The sequence below is a fragment of the Rhodococcus sp. BH4 genome, assembly GCF_002079265.1.
In the GTDB taxonomy this organism is placed as follows: domain Bacteria; phylum Actinomycetota; class Actinomycetes; order Mycobacteriales; family Mycobacteriaceae; genus Rhodococcus_F; species Rhodococcus_F qingshengii.
This window is the reverse complement of the sequence record NZ_CP014942.1, coordinates 259,320-275,639: the sequence shown is the minus strand read 5'-3', so window position 1 is coordinate 275,639 and position 16,320 is coordinate 259,320. Positions and strand designations below refer to the sequence as shown.

Sequence of the window (16,320 nt, the reverse complement as noted above, 5' to 3'; positions counted from 1 at the left end):
GTAGTACTATCTATACTATGTGGCGAAGGCCTCAGAAGCTAGGAATTGCAATCTGTACCACTATTTCGGTGATTCAGAGGTAGCAGATCCTGCCGATCAGGACTGACGTAGACGCAACGAGCAAGCCCCATGGAGGCACTGTGATTCTCAAGGTAGGCCAAACACTCGCAAGCGCGGTCGACGCGACAGCGGTGATCGTTGTTCGTGCACCCAAGTCCGACGTTGCGCTGACATGCGGCGGCATTGACATGATCGTCGGCAAGTCGACTGCAGCCAGTGGCGACATCGACCCCGCGCATCGCGGTGGATCTCTGCTGGGTAAGCGGTACGTCGACGACGTAGCCGAGCTCGAGGTGCTGTGCACCAAGGCCGGAGACGGCACGCTCGCACTCGACGGTCGCCACCTCGAGGTCAAGCCAGCCAAGCCGCTTCCCTCCTCGGACTGATCCGTCCCGATTCATTGTCCGCGCAGGAAGACTGGAGATTTTCATGAACTTGACGATGCTGCTCGACATGGCGGTGGACGGCTTCGGTGACCGTGTGGTCATCGGGCGCAAGGACGGCGGAATCTCCGCGTCTCGTCTACTCGAGATGTCGGTCGCAGGAGCTGCTGCAATCCGGGATTCCGGTGCGGACTCGCTCGTCTATCTAGCAGTGAACGGACCGTCGTTTCCTGTCGCGATGTTTGCGGCAGCACGAGCAGGGGTTCCGTTGGTGCCGGTCAATTACCGCCTGGGCACCGAGCAGTTGGATGCACTTTTGGCCAATCATCCGCACGCCCTCGGGATTGCGGACCCGGAGCAGGTAGGGGCGCTGGAGAAGGCGGGGCTTTCTGTGCTGACGCCGGACAACTGGCTCACGTTGGTCAGCGAACCCGTGCCAGCTGTCACGATGGCGGAGTTCCTCGAAGCGGAACAGTCGGAAGACGAAGCGCCCGCGGTCGTCATCTATACGAGTGGTACGACGTCCGCGCCCAAGGGCGTTCTGTTGCGCCACGAAAACCTGACGTCGTATGTATTCGGTTCGGTCGAATTCGCCGGGGCCGAAGCGTACGAAGCGGCACTCGTAAGTGTTCCCCCGTACCACATTGCCGCAGTCGCAAATGTGATCACGAGCCTCTATGCAGGTCGCCGCACTATGGTGCTCGAGCGGTTCACTCCTGCGGAATGGCTCGAGACGGCGCGTCGTGAAGAGATCACCAATGCCTTGGTGGTGCCGACCATGCTGTCACGGATTGTCGAAGACAGCTCTGACAAGAGCTTGCCGAATTTGCGTGGGCTTGCATACGGCGGCGCGCCGATGCCGGCGTCGGTGATCGAGAAGGCTCTGCAAATGTGGCCGGAGGTCGGTTTTGTCAACGCCTACGGACTCACTGAAACCAGCTCCACCGTAGCGGTTCTCGGTCCGGAGGATCATCGGTCGGCGTTGGAGAGCGACGATCCGGCGGTCCGCGCGCGCTTAGGTTCGGTCGGTCAAGTTGTGCCGGGTATCGAGTTGGAAATCCGTGATGCTTTCGATGAACCCGTCGGTCCGGGTGTTGCCGGAAGTATCTGCGTCCGAGGCGATCAAGTGTCGGCCGAGTATGCGGGAATCGGCCGCGCAGTCGATGATCGAGGATTCTTCAATACCCGCGACAAGGGGTATGTCGACAGCGATGGCTACCTGTACATCGGCGGCCGTGTTGATGACACCATCATCCGTGGTGCGGAGAACATCGCGCCGGCCGAGATCGAAGAGGTGCTCCTGCGCCATCCTTCGGTGATCGACGCAGCGGTGGTCGGTGTTCCGGACGAGGAATGGGGCCAGCGCATCGAAGCTGCTGTCGTGCTGCGTCCTGGCTCAGCTCTGGAAGTGGATGATCTCCGGGCCTATGTACGAGAAACCCTGCGGGGCAGTAAAACTCCCGAGAAGATTGTCTACTGGGACGAGCTGCCTCGAACCGAGACCGGCAAGTTGGTCAGGCGTCATGTGCTGGCCAAGTTACTTCCGGATGCCACGACGGTTTCCTGAATATCCGCCATCGACAGAAACGGGAAGCATAGTGCCAGTTTCAATTCAGTCCCGCAACGATGCAGTTGTGGTCACTCTCGAGTGGACCGACAAACGTAATGCCTTGTCCGCCGAGGATGCCGATGTCTTGGCTGCGGCCATCACCGAGGCAGGCAATGACGAGTCAGCCAAAGCTCTGATCGTGACCGGAGTCGGCACGTTCTCGGCCGGTGGTGATCTCCCGTACTTTGCCGCGCTGGGACGAACCCTGACGCCGGAACAGATTCACCACACGATCTACTCGCGCGTACAGTCGATCATTCGTGCGCTGCGCGATTGTCCGATTCCGACTATCGCTGCTGTTGACGGAGCAGCCATCGGTTTGGGTATGGATATCGCCCTTGCCTGCGACATGCGGTTCATCGGTCCCAGCGGATTCCTGATGCAGGGGTGGGCACGTGCCGGTCTGATAACCGGCACCGGCGGAGTATCACTGTTGAATCGGATTGCGCCGGCACAGTTGTGGCCGATCTTGGCGAAGCAGGAGCGAATCGGCGCAGATCGAGCTGTCGAGCTCGGTCTCGGGGAGTCGGGAAGTCCGGATGCCATGACGGCGGCGTTCGAGCGAGTCGACGCTCTGGCTTACATGAGCAGGTCGGTGCTGGGCAAGTATGCGGCGCTGGGAAGATTGGCGTCGTGGCCGGCCGAGGCGAATTTCGATCGATCCGGCGAGTTTCAGGGAGAACTCTTGTGCTCGGCGGATTTCCGGGCATTGACGGAAAAGTTGCTGGGCAAGGTCTGACGCAAACGGCCACCGTAGCGAAAGCAATCCGCTGCGGTGGCCGTTCTTGTGTTCAGATGTTTCTATCTTCAGTCCAGAATATCGCGCACCCGGATATGTTCACGGTCCTTGAGAAGTGAGTCTCGTGCTGCGACCATGTGCTTCTGCCAGTGCGCAAATGCGCCGTCTGCATCGCGTGCGCGCAGCAGTTTGATCAGCCGCCGGTCCGATCGAAGGTGAAGCTTGTAGCTGGCTTCGTACTCGGCTTTCGCCGTGCGGCTGCGCTCCGCTGTGACAGCCGATGTGTGCCGTTCGGTGATCTCGTGAAGCATGCCCGCGATCAAGGCGATGGTCGCATTGCCGGACAGCTGGCACATCCGGAGATGGAAAGCCGAAGTACCCTGCGCCAATTTGTCGGCTGCAAAAGCTGCGGGGATGTCTTCGTCAACTATGCGTTCGAGTTCGTCGAAATCTTCTTCGGTACCGTCGGTTGCGAGAATACGTGCTGCCATCGGTTCGATAGCCTCCCGGGCCACAAACACGTCGGCCACGGTGGCGCCGGACAGTTCGAGTAGTAGGGAAGCCGGCCGGGCGACAACTTCGGGGCCGGGGACACAGATGCGGGCACCGGTCCGTGATCCACGGCGCACCTCGACCAGGCGCTCCGCTTCGAGAACGCGTACCGCTTCACGCAATGTCGGTCGGCTGACGGAGAAGTGCTCCATCAATTCAGCCTCGTGAGGCAGGTGGTCGCCGTCCTTGAGGTCGCCGTCGATGATCATGCGACGAAGATTCAGAGCGACCAACTCGGCCGTCTTCGGCGTCCGGATGGGACGCGACGAATCGTTTCGCGTGTCGAAGATCGGCGCGAAAGCCTTGTCGGTCACAGTTACCTCCCAGTAGAAATAGCTTCTTATGCCAAGTAAACCATCTATACGCAACGGAGTGTGGACAGATACCTGATCGTTTGTTCGATCTTGTGCCGAAGGGCACACAAACGAGTCGATGTGCGCACCGGCGGAACGGGTTGGACCTGCGTCGGGTGGGGCAGTCGGGCAGTTTTCACTTCCTGTTCTGTATCAAAGTTAAATAAGTGCTAACAGGTATAGAACTAGAACGAGATTTTAGTTAGACTGCGTTTGTGGCCATGATTGCCTCGGGCAGTGTTCGAGTGCGGCAGGCGATGACGGCAGATGTCTTGTGAGAAATGGAGAACTCTTGTGAGAAATGGAGAACTCTTGTGACAAATGGACTCAGGGATGTTGCGATCGTCGGTGTCGGCGCAACTCCCTACTACCGCCGTGGTGAGTCGGCTCCGCAAACCAATACGGAACTTGCGGGCAAGGCCATTTTGGCCGCCTGTGAGGACGCGGGAATTTCGGTCAAGGACATCGACGGCTTTGCCTACTACTCCGGCGCTGGTGCGGGATATGGCGAGACGATGGATACCGCCACTTTCATGGAGACCCTTGGAATTCCGGAGGTAACCTTCTCTGCTGCGCTCACCTCCGGCGGAGGCGGTTCTGCCGGCGCGATCGGGTTGGCGCGTGCTGCGATCGTTTCAGGTGACGCGAAGGTAGTCGTCACCGTGATGGCTCTGCAGCAGGAGAAGCAGCGCCTGGGCAGTGTTTTTGCTGCAGCGGCCCCGAGTCCGCTGAATTCGTTCCTGCAGCCTTCGGGTTTGTCCGGTCCGGGACATCTGATGTCGGTGATGGCGCGTCGGCACATGCATATGTACGGAACGACGCGTGATGCCTTGGCCGAGATCGCGATGTCGAGTCGGCAGAACGCGCTCAATCGTCCCAAGGCGATGCAGCGCAAGCCGATGACCAAGGAAGACTATTTCAATGCTCGGATGATCGCAGAACCGTTGTGTCTGTTCGACTTCTGTCTCGAGACAGAAGGCGCAGTTGCGGTCATTACGATGGCGGCAGATCGAGCCAAAGACACGAAGCAGAAGCCTGTGCCTGTCGTTGCGGTTGCACACGGTGGGACCAAGGATTGGGGTCGCGCGTTCGGTTGGTTCGGAATGCCGGACGAGACATTTGCGTCTTCGGGTCACGCGCCGATTGCGAAGCGTCTCTACGCGCAATCCGGTCTTACCGCTTCGGATATCGACGTCGCGTTGCTCTATGACCACTTCACCCCGATGGTGGTCATGCAGCTCGAGGATTACGGCTTCTGCGGCAAGGGTGAGGGAGGGGCATTTGTCGAGAGTGGAGCCATTCGCTACGACGGCGGTTCGATCCCGGTCAACACACACGGTGGTCAGTTGTCCGAGGCGTACATCATCGGAATGACACATATCAAGGAAGCGGTGGAGCAGATGCGCGGCACAGCTATCAACCAGGTCAAGGACGCGGAATTCGCCTTGGCGACAGGCGGACCGGCAGCTCTCCCCGTGAGCGGCCTCATCTTGGGACGTGACGCATGAGCGACGTGATCGCAGGAACGATTCCGGGTGAATTGATCACCATCACCACGGACGGGGCAACTGAGCCGTTTTGGCAGGCAGCCAAGGAGGGTCGCCTGGTTGCTCTCGCGTGTGGTGACTGTGGTCATTTCCGGATGCCGCCGACGCCCTTCTGCCCTGAATGCCAGTCCACCGAGAAGTCTTGGGTTGAGTTGTCCGGGCGCGCGACGGTGTACAGCTTTGCGGTCGTGCACGGTTTCCCGGGCTTGCCGGATATCACTCTCGTTCCGGCCGTCGTGAGCCTGCCTGACGCCGGTGAGGCGCGTCTGGTGACCAATGTGATCGGCATCAGTCCCGCTGACGCCAAAATCGGAATGGAGCTTACGGTCGACTTCGTCGACATCGCTGACGGATGGAAACTGCCGGTGTTCCGAGCGGTGTAACCGGATCTTCAATTTCGACTTGCGGAACTCCGGCGCCGGGCGGACCAATGGTCCGCCCGGCACCGGAGTTTTGTCGTCAGAATTGTTCGTTGCGCGTGTCTATGACGATTTTTCCGGTGGTGGACCGATCGCGCACCGCCGTGAGTGCGTCCGCAGTGCGGGAGAGCGGAAAGACGTCGGAAACATAGGGTTTCATTCCTTCGGCCACAAGTTCGCCGATTCGTTTGTCACCGAGGGCAACAGCTTCGGGTAGATGATCAGCGAGCGTGCGAATCTCGAAGCCGCGGAGAATGACGCCCTTGAGGAGTATCAGATTCAGGGGGATGCGCGGAATTTCGCCGTCCGCGAACCCGACGCAGACGTATCGTCCGCCCCACGTTGTCGCTCGAATCGCCTGCTCCGCATAGGTTCCGCCGACCGGATCGATTACGAGGTCGGCCCCGGACCCGGTGATTTCCTTGATCCGGTCCTTCAGTGACTCCGCGGTGTACACAATCGTTTCGCCGGCACCGAGATCGAGGCAGACCTTGGCGCGCTCTGCGCTCGATACGGCCGCGATCACCTTCGCGCCCAACCGGACTGCGATATCGACGGCGGCTGAGCCGATACCGCCGGCGGCGCCGAGCACCACGACCCAGTCGCCGGCTTCGAGTCCGCCGATAGTGACCAGTGAGTGGTATGCGGTGCGATAAGTGACTCCGAAGGCCGCTGCGTGAATCATGTCCAGGCCCTTCGGGACTGGGCTGAGCTGGCGTGCCGGGACCGAAATCTGCTCCGCGAATGCCCCACAGAATGCTGATCCCGTCACGCGATCACCTACTGCCGGCCACGAGACGTCCGGTCCGACCTCGGTTACGGTTCCGGCGAATTCGCTCCCGGCTGTGAATGGCGTCGGAACACTGATCTGATACTTGTTCTCGACGATCAGGACATCGGGGAAGTTGACTGATGCGGCTTCGATGGCCACCACGACCGATCCGGTTTCGGCGGTAGGGTTTTCGATGTTTTCGATTGTCAAGTTTCGAGGTTCGCCGTGGGTTGTGCAGCGGGATGCGCGCATACCTGTGCTCCATTTTCTTCGAGGCCTTTGCTTGGGCCGTTTCATCTGTTATTTTCAGAATGTCATTTCCAGAATAGCGTTCTGCATTATTGGATGGGAGGGTTGAGGAATGACCGAGTCTTCAGCCCCGAAAACCGAATCTCTCACCGTCAACACCGAAGATCTGGTGATCTCCGGTGGCCGGCAGCTGCGCAGGATCGCGAAACCTCGACGCCAAGCATCGTATGACGACGAGGTCCGCGTGCTCATTCACGCCGCGCAGCAGGTAATGGCCGAGAAGGGGAGGAGCGCACAGCCGAAGGTTGCCGACATAGTCGGTGCCGCGGGGATGTCGAATCAGGCCTTCTACAGGCACTTTCGTAGTCGCGACGATGTCATCGTCGCGACGTACGAACAGGGATTGCTGGCGGTGGCCGAGTATCTCGACCACCGTATCGGAAAAGTGACAGGCAGCGAGAATCGTGTCCGCGCCTGGATCGAGGGTGTCCTCAATCAGATCGAGGATCCTGACCTTTCCGAACTCAGCGGCAACATCCTGTGGAACGTCAATCAGATCAACCGGGGCAGCAGTGAGATCGAGCCGGTCGGACACACTCGCATTCTCAGATCGCTCAGCTCCGTCCTGACAGCAGGCGGAATTGCAGAACCGGAACAATCCGCGCTCCTCGTCCAGACGCTGGTTATGGGAATCACGTCGCGGCACATGGAGTTCGGTCACCGACCGACCAGCGAGGAACGCGAGGCCCTCGTGCAGTTCTGTCTGCAGGGGTTAGGTCCACTCGACGACTGAACAGAACAAAGGACTACCAAGCATGTGGGATTTTCAGACTGATCCGGAGTTTCAGCAGAAACTCGACTGGGCTGCGACGTTCGTTCGCGAAGAATGTGAGACGCTCGACCTTCTCTTTCCTCATCTGGGACAGCCCTACAACATGGAGAACAAAGCAGCTCGGGCCATTGTCAAACCTCTGCAGGAACAGGTCAAGGCCCAAGGCTTGTGGGCGTGCCATCTCGGCCCTGAACTCGGTGGCCAAGGATACGGGCAGCTCAAGCTTGCACTTCTCAATGAGATTCTCGGGCGGTCGATCTGGGCCCCGACGGTGTTCGGTACTGCCGCTCCAGATACCGGCAACGCCGAGATCCTGGCGATGTTCGGAACCGATGACCAGAAGCGTCGCTACCTTCAGCCACTGCTCGACGGCGATATCGTCTCGTGCTTCTCGATGACCGAGCCGCAAGCCGGCGCCGACCCTAAAGAGTTTGTCTGCTCGGCCCGTAAAGACGGAGACGAGTGGGTGATCAGCGGGCAGAAGTGGTTCTCGTCGAATGCGCGATACGCGTCGTTCCTGATCGTCATGGCCGTCACCGACCCGGATGCTTCGCCCTACCGTCGGATGTCGATGTTCGTCGTTCCCGCAGAAACCCCGGGAATCGAGATCCTGCGTGACGTTTGTGTGATGGGCGACCGCGAAGAGCTCGACGAGGGTACTCACGCATACATCCAGTACAACGATGTTCGTGTGCCCGCCGATGCGATCCTGGGTGGACCGGGACAGGGCTTCGAAGTAGCTCAGGCGAGGCTCGGTGGTGGTCGTGTCCACCACGCGATGCGCACTGTCGGACGAACCCAGCGGGCATTCGACATGATGGCCGAACGTGCACTCTCTCGAACCACGCAGGGTGAGAAACTTTCGGAAAAGCAACTGGTGCAACAGTTTATCGCCGATTCAGCGATCGAACTCGAGCAGTTCCGGCTCCTCGTGATGAAGACCGCCTGGATCATCGACAACCAGCCACACGGCGCAGCTCGTACACACATCGCCATGTGCAAGGTCGCCATGACGAAGATCTGCCACGACGTCGTATATCGCGCGATTCAGGTTCACGGCTCACTCGGCGTCACAACGGAGTTGCCACTGCATGATTGGTTCACCGGTAGCTTGTCGTTGGGGTTGGCAGACGGGCCCACCGAAGTTCACAAGGTAGCGGTATCGAAGGGCGTCCTCAAGGGGTACAGCCCGGCCGAGGGCTTGTTCCCGACGGAGCACATCCCGACCCGGCGAGCGGCGGCGCGTGTCCGTTATGCCGACGTCCTGAGCGAATTCGGTGTGGCATGAACGATCTGTTCTCCCTCGAAGGCAAAGTAGCGCTGGTCACTGGTGGTAGCCGAGGACTCGGTCGTGAGATGGTTCTTGTCTTTGCCCGCGCGGGGGCCGACGTTGTCATCACCAGCCGTAAGGTCGACGCGTGTGAGGCGTTGGCTGGAGAGGTTCGTGCGTTGGGTAGACGAGCGCTGGCGGTGGGTGCCCACGTCGGCAACTGGAGCGACATCGATCGCCTCGTAGATGCTGCGTACTCGGAGTTCGGCCGTGTGGACGTTCTCGTCAACAATGCCGGAATGTCACCGCTGGCACCGTCTTCCGCGGAGACCAGCGAAGAACTGTTCGACAAGGTGATCGACGTCAACTTCAAGGGTCCCTTCCGGCTCAGTGCTCTGGTCGGGGAGCGGATGGCGGCCGGTGACGGTGGATCGATCATCAATGTCTCGTCATCCGGCGCGATTATGCCGCAACCGGGCTTCGGTCCGTACTCCGGTGCGAAGGCCGGATTGAATGCGCTCACACAGGTATTCGCCCGGGAGTACGGACCCAAGGTTCGGGTAAACACGATCTCGGCCGGCCCGTTCCTCACCGATATCTCCAAGGCCTGGCCGGACGAAGCGCGTGAGTCGACGCGTAGTTCGATCGGCCGACCTGGCAACCCTTCGGAGATCGTGACAACGGCGCTCTACCTGGCTAGCCCCGCATCGAGTTACACGACGGCATCATTCGTCCGTGTGGACGGCGGACTGTACTGACTGGGTCTTCGAGCTGACGGGTTCTGACATTCGGCGGTGTGGGCGACGAAGGTATGTCACCCACACCGTCGTTCGTTCGAGGTGGGATGATCGGGGGCGATGAGAACATCGAACGAGCGGTCGGAGGAGAAGGTCAGTGCCAAGCGAGCCCAGCGCGGCGGGTAGGCCGAGAGATCCGGATCTGAGTGGTCGGCTGATGACCGCGGCACTCGAAGAATACACACGCACAGGTTGGGCATCATTCAGCATGCAGGGTGTCGCGCGCCGCGCCGGTGTGGGGAAGTCCGCGCTGTATCTACGTTGGCCTACGAAAGAACTTCTGCTGGTAGACAGCTTGGAATCGGTGACCCGTCCGCTGGTCATGGATCCGAACACCGGAAGCTTGCACGGTGATCTGCTGGAGGTGGCCTCGTCGCTGCTGCAGTTCTATCTGGGGCCGGTCGGCTGGGTGACGATGCGTGTGGCGATGGACATCGCCGTGGAAGAGCCGGCGTTGCATGCGGCCGACCTGGACGCGTATCAAACCAAGGTCGTCAGGATGCACCGCGCTGCGATATCGAAGATCGTGACCTCGGCTGTTGAGCGCGGTGAGTTGAACACGGGCGCCGACATGGGGTCGATGGCCAGCTGTCTATTCGGCGGTGTGGTTGTCCATTCGATGGCATTGTCGCCGAGCGAGAGAGAGCGGGCGCACGCTGATCCGCGTGCTGAGATGGAACCGATGGTTGCTTTCGTGGTGCGAGGGATCAGGCCCGAACCGAGTACCGATTCGGGCCCGACCGTACGCGAATCAGGCGATGCCGATGGACTTCGTCTGGAGGAACTCCTGTAGGCCGAGACGGCCGCCTTCCTTGCCGGTTCCGCTGATGCCGATGCCGCCGAACGGGCGCGTCACGCCGAGGTTGACTGCGCCGTTGATGAGGACTTCACCGGTCTCGAGCTTTTCGGCGACGCGGTGAGCGCGGCGAAGATCCTTGGTCTGGATGTAGCCGGACAATCCGTAGCGTGTGCTGTTCGCGATGTCGATGGCTTCTTCTTCGGTACTGAATTTGGTGATGGCAAGGACCGGGCCGAACACTTCGGTCTGTGCCAATTCCGATGCGGGGTCTACATCCGCGAAAATGGTGGGTTCGATGTAGTACCCGCCAGCCAGTTCACCGCCGATGCGGGATCCACCCGTGATCAGTCTGGCCCCGCTGTTCTTTGCGCGGTCGATCATTCCGAGGATGCGGTCGAGTGCAGCTTGATTGACGACCGGGCCGGACACCGTTGTGGGGTCCAGTGGATGGCCGACCTTGATGTAGCCGGCAAGAGCGGTGACACGAGCGATGACCTCGTCATAGATGGTGTCCTGTACCAGCATTCGAGTGGGAAGTGCGCAGCCTTGACCACTGAGCGCAGCGATCGACATCATAGTGCCTTGGGTGCATGCTGCATCGAGATCTGCGTCGTCGAAAATGATGTTCGCGGATTTGCCGCCGAGTTCGAGGACTACCGGCTTCATTTCATCGGCGCAGCTGTGCAGAATTCTTCGCGCCGTGTCCGGGCCACCGGTGAACGTGATCTTCTTGACCAGGGGATGGGCGACGAGGGCGGCGCCCGCGTCGGCATCGCCGGGCAGGATATTCACAACGCCAGGCGGAATCCCTGCTGCTGCCACCAATTCTGCGAATAGTTCGCCGGTGAAGGGCGTGAGTTCGGACGGTTTGACCACGATGGTATTGCCGGCCGCGAGTGCGGCCGGGATCTTCATGGCGAGTGAAATGAGCGGGCCGTTCCACGTGATGATGACGCCGATGACGCCGTAAGGCTGATCGATCGTGTAGCTGAACTCGCCGCCATTGCCGAAGGTTGACGTGACTTCGCTCGAAATTTTGTCGGCCCAGCCCGCGTAGTAACGGGTCCATTCCACCGACTTCTCGATCAGCCCGGCTACGGTTGCGGGCGTACATCCGTTGTCGAAAGTGCCACGGCGGATGAACTCTTCGTTGTTCTGTTCGATGAGATCGGCGAGAACGTGAAGTAGTCGCCGACGCTCGGCAGGTGCGGTTGTGCGCCACTGCGAAAATGCGGAGTGGGCGATCTGAACAGCCTCGTCGACCTCGGCGGCTCCGGCTAGTGGGATGGTCCGATCGACCTGCCCGGTCGACGGGTCGATGTGATCGTGGGTGCCGGCGGAGCCGCTGGCACGCTTCTCACCGCCGAGGTGGAGATGAACTGCTGGTCGTTCGAGATTGGTTGCGAGATCTTGTGTGGTGGAGGTCATCTGGGCACCGTTCTGTCGCAGGGTCGAGTTGAAGCGATCGGAGAATTGGGATATCAGCGGATCGAGAAGCCTGCGTCCACGGGCAGCGACACTCCGGTGATCCACTTCGCGCGGTCAGAGACCAGGAATGAGATCGCATCCGAAATATCCTCGGGCTGAAGAATGTCCACGGGCATCGCGTTCTGCATTGTGGCGAGCCCACTGGAGCCGCTGGTCGCGGCTTGCTCGAACATCTTCGCCATCGCTTCGTTCATGGTCATTCCCGACGCCACTCCGGTGGGATGGACGATGTTGACGCGGATCGAATCCTTGGCCAGTCCGGCGGCCAACTGTTTACACAGGCCCACCAAGCCCCACTTCGACGCTGTATAGGCGAATGCGCCGGTGCTTGTTGTCGGCGTGGGGCGCACTCCGGCAGTCGATCCGGTGAAGATGATCGAGCCGCCGGATCCGCCTGCCTGGATGTGTGGAATCGCAGCGCGGGTGACGTTCCAGCCACCGGTGAGGTTAGTGGCTACGACGTCTTCCCACAGTTGAGCCTCGTCGTCCGGGCCCTCGCCGAGGCGGACGATGCCCGCATTGGACAGCACGATGTCCAGACGGCCGAAGGTCGCAACGCCGTCGTCGACGGCCTTGGTTGTTTCGACAGCATCACGAACATCGGCTTCGATGGCGACGATCTTCCGCCCGAGATCCTCGACCAGACGCACCGTTTCCTGTAGATCTGCTGAGTTCGCGTTGGGGTAGTCCATGGTTGCGATGTCGGCGCAGATATCGATCGCAATGATGTCGGCACCTTCTGATGCGAGGCGCACTGCATGGGATCTGCCCTGGCCGCGAGCTGCTCCGGTGATCAGTGCGACCTTGCCGTCGAGAGTGGTCATGCGTGTGCTCCGAGGATTCTGTGAGGTGTCTGGACACTTGACAAAAGATGTGATGCGCAACACAGTGGCGCTAATTATGGACGCTACATGACCGAAATGGACAACGCAATGACAGTTAACTAAGTGCACTTCAGCTGCGGGAGCTTCGAGCAGGGAGGTCGGGCCTAGGCGGTGTCTGCCGCAATGGGGTTTTCGGGACCCTTGTTGAAGTGCCGTAATCCCAAGTAGCTTGAGATTTGACAGTCGCGTCGGGTTGGCAAGTCGGTGGTGGCCGCCCAGGTGGATTCCGCAACCGCTCCGGGCTGGCTGCCCGGGGAAAATTTGACCAAAAAGTCAGATCGATGACTTAGTAATATATGTATAGTGAAGCAATTACATCGAGTTCAGGAGGAACTGTGGATCTCAGTGAGCTGACCACCGTCATTGCCGAGTTGAAGGACCATGTCCTGACGATCACGCTCAATCGACCCGATCGGATGAATTCGTTCAACGACACGATGCTGATGGAATTTCGATCGCTGTGGCGCTTCGCTGACGACCATGACGACGTTCACGTGATCGTGCTGCGCGCAAACGGAGACCGAGCATTCAGTACCGGCGTCGACGTGCAGGAAGGAATTTATCTTTCCGACAATCCCTTCAGCAAGAAGGATCCCGGTGTCGATCTCTCGCCGAAGCAGAACGGTTGTTGGAAGCCGCTGGTGTGCGCCGTCCACGGCATGGTCGCCGGCGGGGCGTTGTACTGGCTCAACGAGGCCGACATCATCATCTCGAGCGACGACGCGCAGTTCTTCGACCCACATGTGTCGTACGGCATGGTCGCGGCTCTCGAGCCGATCGGGCTGGCGCACCGTATCCCGATAGGTGAGGTGCTCCGGATGGTGTTGGTCGGATTGGACGAGCGAATGTCTGCCAAGCGCGCGCTCGAGATCGGATTTGTCTCGGAAGTCCTTCCGCGGGCCGATCTCTGGGATCGTGCTCAGGTCCTTGCCGAGCGAATCGCAGCGAAGCCGGCGGCGGCAGTTCAGGGCAGTATTCGTGCGATCTGGGAGTCGCGGGACACCGGCAGAAGTCACGCGCTGGCAACGGGAATGGCTTACACCACGATCGGAAACCCGATCGGACGGGAGCAGATCGTGCGCTCCGAGGTACCCACTCGCAAGTATGAAATCCGCTGATACACGCCCGTAGGTGAGTTCGAACTCTGAAAGAAGGAAGCTGACATGGACTACGGAATGAGCCCCGAACTCGAGGCCTTCCGCTCGGAGGTTCGAGCATTCGTAGAGCAGAACGCGCCCGCTATCGCGCCGAAGGCAGGTGTGCGCAGCGCGGAAGACGAGGCCGAGTTGGCGCTGATCAAGGCGTGGTGCGGAAAGCTGTTCGAAGCAGGCTACTTCGGCGGCGACTGGCCAGAGCAGTACGGCGGAAAAGGCGCAGCACATTCCGCCGAACACGATGTGGTGATCGGTGAGGAGATTGCCCGCGCTCGGGCTCCTCAGTTGGCAGGCGCCGGTTCGCTTGTGGCGCATGCACTGATCGACTTCGGCACGGATGTGCAGCGCGAGCGCTATCTGGCAGGTATTCGTTCGGGCAAGGACATCTGGTGCCAACTGTTCAGCGAGCCCAGTTCGGGTTCCGACCTCGCATCGCTTCGTACCAAGGCAATTCGCAACGACGATGGTAGCTTCCGGGTCACCGGACAGAAGGTGTGGACCACCAACGGTCATTGGGCCAACTACGGCTACCTGCTCGCCCGAACTGATGCCGATGCGCCCAAGCACAAGGGAATCAGTGCATTCATCGTGGACATGACGCTGCCAGGCGTTGATGTTCGACCGCTGCGGGAGATGACGGGCACCTCGGATTTCAACGAGGTCTTCCTCGACGATGTGGTGCTCCCGGCGGAAGCCTTGATCGGTGAGATCAACGTGGGATGGAACATTGCGAACTCGAGTCTTGCTCACGAGCGCAGTGGGGTCGCCTCGAGCACCGTCAGGCTGCGTCAAGGTGTCGAAGCATTGATGGACTTGGCCAAGAACGTGACGCGCAATGGGCGACCGGCGATCGAGGACGGGGGAGTCCAAGAGGCTCTAGGCAAGCTCACCGCTGAGGTCGAGGCACTGAGCGCTCTCGTCTACGCGAATATCAGCCGCTGGTCGCGGGGTACAGAACGGGTGCAGGATGCGCCCATGGCCAAGTTGATGTTCAGTGAACTCGGAGTCGATATCGCGCGGTTTGCACTCGAATTGAGTGGTGAGGCAGGGATTCTCGTCGAAGGGGATCGTGATGCAATCGACGACGGTCGTTGGCAGGACGAGTTCCTCTACGCGCGGGCCTTCACCATTGCCGGTGGTAGCTCGGAAATCATGCGCAACATCATCTCTGAGCGCGGACTCAAACTTCCGCGCTGATTTTGCCGGGGTGGGTTGAGGCCAGCGAAGGTGGGCTCCGTTCTGCGGAGCCCACCTTCGTATCTACGTCCATGTCACTGGTGGCTAGTCAGTCGCCGGTTCTGATCTACAATTTTTAGGAGCATTCATGAGTTTGCCCGCAATTCTGCAGGATCTGCGTCTTCCTGTAGTCGCATCACCATTGTTCATCATCTCCGGACCGGATTTGGTTATTGCCCAATCTATCTCGGGCGTTGTCGGATCATTTCCCTCTCTCAATGCCCGGCCACAGCCGGTCTTGCATGAGTGGCTCACCCGAATCACGGAAGAGCTCGCGAAGCACGATGCAAACAACCCCGAGTCGCCGGCTGCTCCGTATGCGGTCAACTTGATCGTGCACAAGACAAACGATCGTCTCGCGCAGGATCTGGCAACTATCGTCGAATTTCAGGTCCCGATCGTCATCACGTCGTTGGGTGCCAGGGCGGATGTCAACGAGGCTGTCCACAGCTATGGAGGCATCGTCCTCCATGACGTGATCGACAACAAGTTCGCGAAAAAGGCTGTGGAGAAAGGCGCTGACGGCCTTATCGCCGTTGCGGCGGGCGCGGGCGGACACGCCGGCACGCAATCGCCGTTCGCATTGATTCAGGAGATCCGCGAGTGGTTCGACGGACCGTTGCTGCTGTCAGGTTCGATTGCGCACGGTCGCTCGGTTCTGGCTGCAGTCGCTGCCGGCGCGGACCTGGCCTACATCGGTTCTGCCTTTATTGCCACCGAGGAGGCCAACGCTGAACCGAAGTACAAGCAGATGATCGTCGATTCCAGCGCGTCCGACATCGTCTACTCGAATCTGTTCACAGGGGTGCCCGGAAACTATCTGCGTGGCAGCATCGAAACGGCCGGGCTCGATCCCGACAATCTCGCTGTTTCCGACCCGTCCGCAATGGACTTCGGTATCGGTGAGGAATCCGATTCTGCTCCGAGTTCGGAGCCCAAGCCCTGGCGCGACATCTGGGGCGCCGGCCAGGGTATCGGTGCAGTGGATGCAGTGGTTCCGGTAGCTGTGACCGTTGATCGACTCGTTCGTGAGTACGACGAGGCGAAGGCGCGAGTTTCGTAGGGCGTGCCGTGCTCTAGGGTCGCAGATTTCGGAATCAACTCGAATTTGCAGCTGAGACAACGCATCAAGCCGTTGCCTCCGGATCGATATCCGTGGGCAACGGCTTGATGTATT

General features: G+C 59.9%; 16 protein-coding genes. 12 read left to right on the top strand and 4 right to left on the bottom strand.

Going from position 1 to position 16,320, the window contains the following annotated elements:
- Positions 1 to 140 precede the first annotated feature (140 nt).
- From A0W34_RS30615 to A0W34_RS30605, 3 genes are read left to right on the top strand one after another with little or no spacing between them, the layout of a single operon-like run.
- Positions 141 to 446, top strand: coding sequence for a hypothetical protein (locus A0W34_RS30615; protein ID WP_081559173.1), 306 nt, complete (start codon positions 141 to 143; stop codon positions 444 to 446).
- A 43-nt stretch (positions 447 to 489) separates the two neighbouring features.
- The gene (locus tag A0W34_RS30610; RefSeq protein ID WP_081559172.1) at positions 490 to 2,010 is read left to right on the top strand and encodes a class I adenylate-forming enzyme family protein; all 1,521 of its coding nucleotides are present in this window, start codon (positions 490 to 492) and stop codon (positions 2,008 to 2,010) included.
- Between the two features lie 31 nt (positions 2,011 to 2,041).
- Positions 2,042 to 2,791, top strand: coding sequence for an enoyl-CoA hydratase/isomerase family protein (locus A0W34_RS30605; RefSeq protein ID WP_198035734.1), 750 nt, complete (start codon positions 2,042 to 2,044; stop codon positions 2,789 to 2,791).
- A 68-nt stretch (positions 2,792 to 2,859) separates the two neighbouring features.
- Here the strand turns inward: A0W34_RS30605 and A0W34_RS30600 are convergent, their stop codons facing one another.
- Positions 2,860 to 3,657 (bottom strand): FadR/GntR family transcriptional regulator, encoded by a 798-nt coding sequence (locus tag A0W34_RS30600; RefSeq protein ID WP_081559168.1) that lies wholly within the window; start codon positions 3,655 to 3,657, stop codon positions 2,860 to 2,862.
- A gap of 353 nt (positions 3,658 to 4,010) precedes the next feature.
- On the opposite strand from A0W34_RS30600, the gene A0W34_RS30595 reads away from it, so the two are divergent.
- Entirely contained in the window at positions 4,011 to 5,204 is a 1,194-nt protein-coding gene (locus A0W34_RS30595) for a thiolase C-terminal domain-containing protein (RefSeq protein WP_442971955.1), read from the top strand.
- Positions 5,201 to 5,626: a Zn-ribbon domain-containing OB-fold protein gene (locus A0W34_RS30590; RefSeq protein ID WP_081559164.1), complete on the top strand. Its 426-nt coding sequence runs from the start codon at positions 5,201 to 5,203 to the stop codon at positions 5,624 to 5,626. Before A0W34_RS30595 ends, A0W34_RS30590 begins: the two co-directional genes overlap by 4 nt.
- Positions 5,627 to 5,702: 76 nt before the next feature.
- Here A0W34_RS30590 and A0W34_RS30585 read toward each other — a convergent pair whose 3' ends face one another.
- Positions 5,703 to 6,644: an NADPH:quinone oxidoreductase family protein gene (locus A0W34_RS30585; protein ID WP_332316358.1), complete on the bottom strand. Its 942-nt coding sequence runs from the start codon at positions 6,642 to 6,644 to the stop codon at positions 5,703 to 5,705.
- A 151-nt stretch (positions 6,645 to 6,795) separates the two neighbouring features.
- Between A0W34_RS30585 and A0W34_RS30580 the strand changes: the two genes are divergently transcribed.
- The 4 genes from A0W34_RS30580 to A0W34_RS30565 all read left to right on the top strand — a co-directional run bounded on the left by A0W34_RS30580 (position 6,796) and on the right by A0W34_RS30565 (position 10,375).
- Positions 6,796 to 7,476, top strand: a complete 681-nt coding sequence (locus A0W34_RS30580) for a TetR/AcrR family transcriptional regulator (RefSeq protein WP_081559160.1) — start codon at positions 6,796 to 6,798, stop codon at positions 7,474 to 7,476.
- Positions 7,477 to 7,498: 22 nt separating this feature from the next.
- Entirely contained in the window at positions 7,499 to 8,803 is a 1,305-nt protein-coding gene (locus A0W34_RS30575; RefSeq protein ID WP_081559158.1) for an acyl-CoA dehydrogenase family protein, read from the top strand.
- On the top strand, positions 8,800 to 9,543 hold the full coding sequence (locus tag A0W34_RS30570; protein ID WP_081559156.1) for an SDR family NAD(P)-dependent oxidoreductase: 744 nt from the start codon (positions 8,800 to 8,802) through the stop codon (positions 9,541 to 9,543). The genes A0W34_RS30575 and A0W34_RS30570 overlap by 4 nt, the downstream gene beginning before the upstream one ends.
- Before the next feature lie 136 nt (positions 9,544 to 9,679).
- Positions 9,680 to 10,375, top strand: a complete 696-nt coding sequence (locus A0W34_RS30565; RefSeq protein ID WP_232330084.1) for a TetR/AcrR family transcriptional regulator — start codon at positions 9,680 to 9,682, stop codon at positions 10,373 to 10,375.
- Here A0W34_RS30565 and A0W34_RS30560 read toward each other — a convergent pair.
- Together A0W34_RS30560 and A0W34_RS30555 are read right to left on the bottom strand one after the other, a co-directional pair.
- Positions 10,334 to 11,809: an aldehyde dehydrogenase family protein gene (locus A0W34_RS30560; RefSeq protein ID WP_081559643.1), complete on the bottom strand. Its 1,476-nt coding sequence runs from the start codon at positions 11,807 to 11,809 to the stop codon at positions 10,334 to 10,336. The genes A0W34_RS30565 and A0W34_RS30560 overlap by 42 nt on opposite strands.
- A gap of 53 nt (positions 11,810 to 11,862) precedes the next feature.
- On the bottom strand, positions 11,863 to 12,693 hold the full coding sequence (locus A0W34_RS30555; RefSeq protein WP_081559152.1) for a mycofactocin-coupled SDR family oxidoreductase: 831 nt from the start codon (positions 12,691 to 12,693) through the stop codon (positions 11,863 to 11,865).
- Positions 12,694 to 13,088: 395 nt separating this feature from the next.
- Here A0W34_RS30555 and A0W34_RS30550 point away from each other — a divergent pair, with 395 nt between their 5' ends.
- From A0W34_RS30550 to A0W34_RS30540, 3 genes are all read left to right on the top strand, one after another.
- Positions 13,089 to 13,871 carry an enoyl-CoA hydratase/isomerase family protein gene (locus A0W34_RS30550; RefSeq protein ID WP_232330083.1) on the top strand — a complete coding sequence of 261 codons (783 nt, stop codon included), beginning with the start codon at positions 13,089 to 13,091 and terminating at the stop codon, positions 13,869 to 13,871.
- A gap of 45 nt (positions 13,872 to 13,916) precedes the next feature.
- Positions 13,917 to 15,104, top strand: coding sequence for an acyl-CoA dehydrogenase family protein (locus A0W34_RS30545; RefSeq protein WP_081559150.1), 1,188 nt, complete (start codon positions 13,917 to 13,919; stop codon positions 15,102 to 15,104).
- A 127-nt stretch (positions 15,105 to 15,231) separates the two neighbouring features.
- The gene (locus A0W34_RS30540; protein ID WP_081559148.1) at positions 15,232 to 16,206 is read left to right on the top strand and encodes an NAD(P)H-dependent flavin oxidoreductase; all 975 of its coding nucleotides are present in this window, start codon (positions 15,232 to 15,234) and stop codon (positions 16,204 to 16,206) included.
- Positions 16,207 to 16,320 lie beyond the last annotated feature (114 nt).